This window comes from Mesorhizobium sp. M5C.F.Ca.IN.020.32.2.1 (genome assembly GCF_004023105.1).
GTDB classification, from domain to species: Bacteria; Pseudomonadota; Alphaproteobacteria; order Rhizobiales; family Rhizobiaceae; genus Mesorhizobium; species Mesorhizobium wenxiniae.
In genome coordinates this window covers 1-2887 of the sequence record NZ_RZSX01000798.1, presented here as the reverse complement: position 1 = coordinate 2887, position 2887 = coordinate 1, and the positions used below count along the sequence as shown (strand labels likewise).

Annotated in this window: 3 protein-coding genes; 1 reads left to right on the top strand and 2 read right to left on the bottom strand. The window is 63.0% G+C overall.

All coding sequences use genetic code 11. The annotated features are described in order from the left end of the window. A partial coding sequence (locus EOA86_RS28995) for a histone deacetylase family protein (protein ID WP_164892077.1) occupies positions 1 to 872 on the top strand: 872 nt, incomplete at its 5' end. Between the two features lie 7 nt (positions 873 to 879). Here EOA86_RS28995 and EOA86_RS28990 read toward each other — a convergent pair. Next, positions 880 to 2145: a cysteine desulfurase-like protein gene (locus tag EOA86_RS28990; protein ID WP_128344803.1), complete on the bottom strand. Its 1266-nt coding sequence runs from the start codon at positions 2143 to 2145 to the stop codon at positions 880 to 882. A gap of 53 nt (positions 2146 to 2198) precedes the next feature. Next, positions 2199 to 2887 (bottom strand): aldo/keto reductase (locus EOA86_RS28985; RefSeq protein ID WP_206630165.1); only part of this gene is annotated, 689 nt, incomplete at its 5' end.

Sequence of the window (2887 nt, the reverse complement as noted above, 5' to 3'; positions counted from 1 at the left end):
GGCCAGGACCGGTTGCGGCGGTGCATACGCCCGAATATCTCGATTTTCTCGAGCACATCATTGTGCGCTGGCAGCGCATCGAAGGCGCTTCGGCGGAAGTGATCCCCAACATCCATCCGATCGCGCGGGGCGGCTCCTATCCGGCCTCAGCGGTCGGCCAGGCCGGCTATCACATGGCCGACACCGCTTGCCCGATCTCAAGCGAGACCTGGCAGAGCGCGCTGTGGAGCGCCTGGAGCGCGGTCGAGGCCGCTGAGGCCGTGATATCAGGCGCACCGGCTGCCTATGCGCTCTGCCGCCCGCCCGGCCACCACGCCTTTGCCGATGTCGCCGGCGGCTTCTGTTTCATCAACAATTCAGCGGTCGCGGCACAGACGCTCCGCAAGAATGCGGCGCGGGTAGCAATCCTCGACGTCGATCTGCATCACGGCAACGGCACGCAAGGCATTTTCTATGCGCGGCCGGACGTGCTCACCGTCTCGCTGCATGCCGATCCGGTGCGCTTCTACCCGTTCTTCTGGGGTCATGCCGACGAACGTGGCGAAGGGGCCGGCCTCGGCTATAATTTCAACCTGCCGCTGGCGCGCAAATCCGGCGACGCCGCATTCCTCGACGCGCTGGATATGGCTTTCCAGCGTATCCGCGCCTTTGCGCCGGAAGCGCTTGTCGTGGCGCTCGGCCTCGACGCCTTCGAAGGCGATCCGTTCGGCGGACTGTCGGTAACGACACCGGGCTTCTCGCGCATCGGCGAGGCTATCGCCGGCCTCGGCCTGCCGACGGTCATCGTGCAGGAGGGCGGCTATCTCTGCGACGAGCTCGGCGACAATCTTACTGCCTTCCTCACCGGCTTCGGCGGCAGCAAGAGGCGGTGATGTCGGATCAGGATCGCTCCTGTCGCAGCATCGCGATGACGCGATGCACGCTCTCCAGTGTCTCGTCGATTTCGGCCGCCGTATTGTAGTGAGCGATGCCGATGCGCACGACGCCCTGTTCGGGCGGAATGCCGATCTGGTGGACGATTTCCCAGGCATAGTTGTGGCCGGACCACAGGAAGATGTTTTCCGCAGTCATCTGCCGTACGATCGTCTCCGGCACGATGCCGTCGACGGTGAAGGAGACCGTCGGGACGCGCTCCCCGACACGCGCCGGATCGGTAATGCCATGGATGGTCAGGCTTGAGACAGCCGACAGGCCGTCGATCAGCCTTTGCGCCAGCGGGTTCTCATAAGCTATTGATCTTTCGAAGGCCTTGGCGACCCTGGCGCGGCGCGAGCCGCCATCGCCTGCCGCCGCGCCGAGTTCCGCAAAGTAATCGACCGCGGCCGTCAGTCCGGCCATCAGCTCGACCTGCGGAGTGCCGAGTTCGAACCGCTCCGGCAGAGTATTGGAGGAACAGCGGCATTTGTACGGTTTCAGAGCGTCGATGACATCCAGCCTGCCCCATAATATGCCCAAATGCGGGCCGAAGAATTTGTAGGCCGAGCAGATCAGGAAATCGCAGCCGATGTCGCTGACGTCGATCAGGCCGTGCGGCGCGAACTGCACCGCGTCGATATAGACTAGCGCGCCGGCCTGCTTGGCAATGCCGGTCAGCGCCTTCACCCGGTTAATCGAGCCGGTCAGATTGCTGGCGTAGTTCAAGGCGACGAGCCGGGTCCTGTCGGTGAGCAACGTAGCAAGCGCCGCCTCCTCGATCTGCCAGCTCTGCTCGTCGAAAGGCAGCCAGCGCACGACAAGGCCAAGGTCTTCGGCCAGCTGCAGCCACGGAGATACGTTGCCCTCGTGATCCATGCGGGTGAGGATGATTTCGTCGCCCGGTTTCATCGTGCGGCCGAGCGTGCGCGACATGTGATAGGTCAGAGTCGTCATGTTGGCGCCGATGATGATTTCCTGAGGGCTCGCAGCAGCCAGGAAATCGGCCATCGCCGCATGGGCGTCATCGACGATCTGTTGGGCCGCGATCGTGGTTTCGAAGAAGCCGCCGAGATTGGCGTTTGCGGTCAACAGGCAGCGTGACACCGCGTCGGCAACCGCTTGCGGCACCTGCGTGCCGGCAGGGTTGTCGAGGTAGATGCGGCGACGGCCCTTGTCGGTCAGCCACAGGGCCGGAAATTTCTCGCGCACGGCATCGATCGGAAAATCCATTTCTGCCCCTTCCCGTTGTAATCATTTGATAACTTCGCTACCGGCCGTATTGCTCACGGACAGGGGTTGCCGACACGCTGGTGGATTGCATCGACCGCCTTCTGCATGTCCTCGGTCCAGACGACATCGGCGCAAGACAGCGCCATTTCGAGTTGCGAAATGGTCGTCGCGCCGATGATGCTCGAGGTGACGAAAGGCCGGCTCGTGACATAGGCGTTGGCAAACAATGCCGGCTCCATGCCGAAAGAGCGCGCCAGCTCGTTGTACTCAAGCTGCGCTTCCGCGGCGTTGGGCGTCTCGTAGCGCTGGCCCCGATTGAAGAGCTGCGAGCGTGAGCCTTGCGGCCGCGCGCCATGATCGTATTTGCCGGTGAGATAGCCCTGCGCCAACGGCGAATAGGGCAGAAACGAAACCTGTTCGCGCTCGCAGACTTCGGCGAGATTCACCTCGAAGCTGCGGTTGACGAGATTATAGGCGTTTTGCAGCGACACCAGGCGTGGACCGAGGCCCTTGTCAGCTTCGGCGATAAACCGCATGACGCCCCAGGAGCTCTCGTTCGACAGACCGAAATGGCGGATTTTTCCAACCTTCACCAGTTCGTCGAAGACGGCGAGGGTCTCGGTGATCGGCGTCTCGCCAGCCGGTGCGCCGACGGAATCGGCTCGCAGCGGCACGGCACCGACACGGTTCGGGTTGGCGCCCCAAGGCACGTCCCGCTCCGGCCAATGGATCTGATAGAGAT

Bases quoted from the DNA above. Each gene is read 5' to 3' on its own strand.
- EOA86_RS28990 (WP_128344803.1), bottom strand. From the start codon at position 2,145: ATGGATTTTCCGATCGATGCCGTGCGCGAGAAATTTCCGGCCCTGTGG.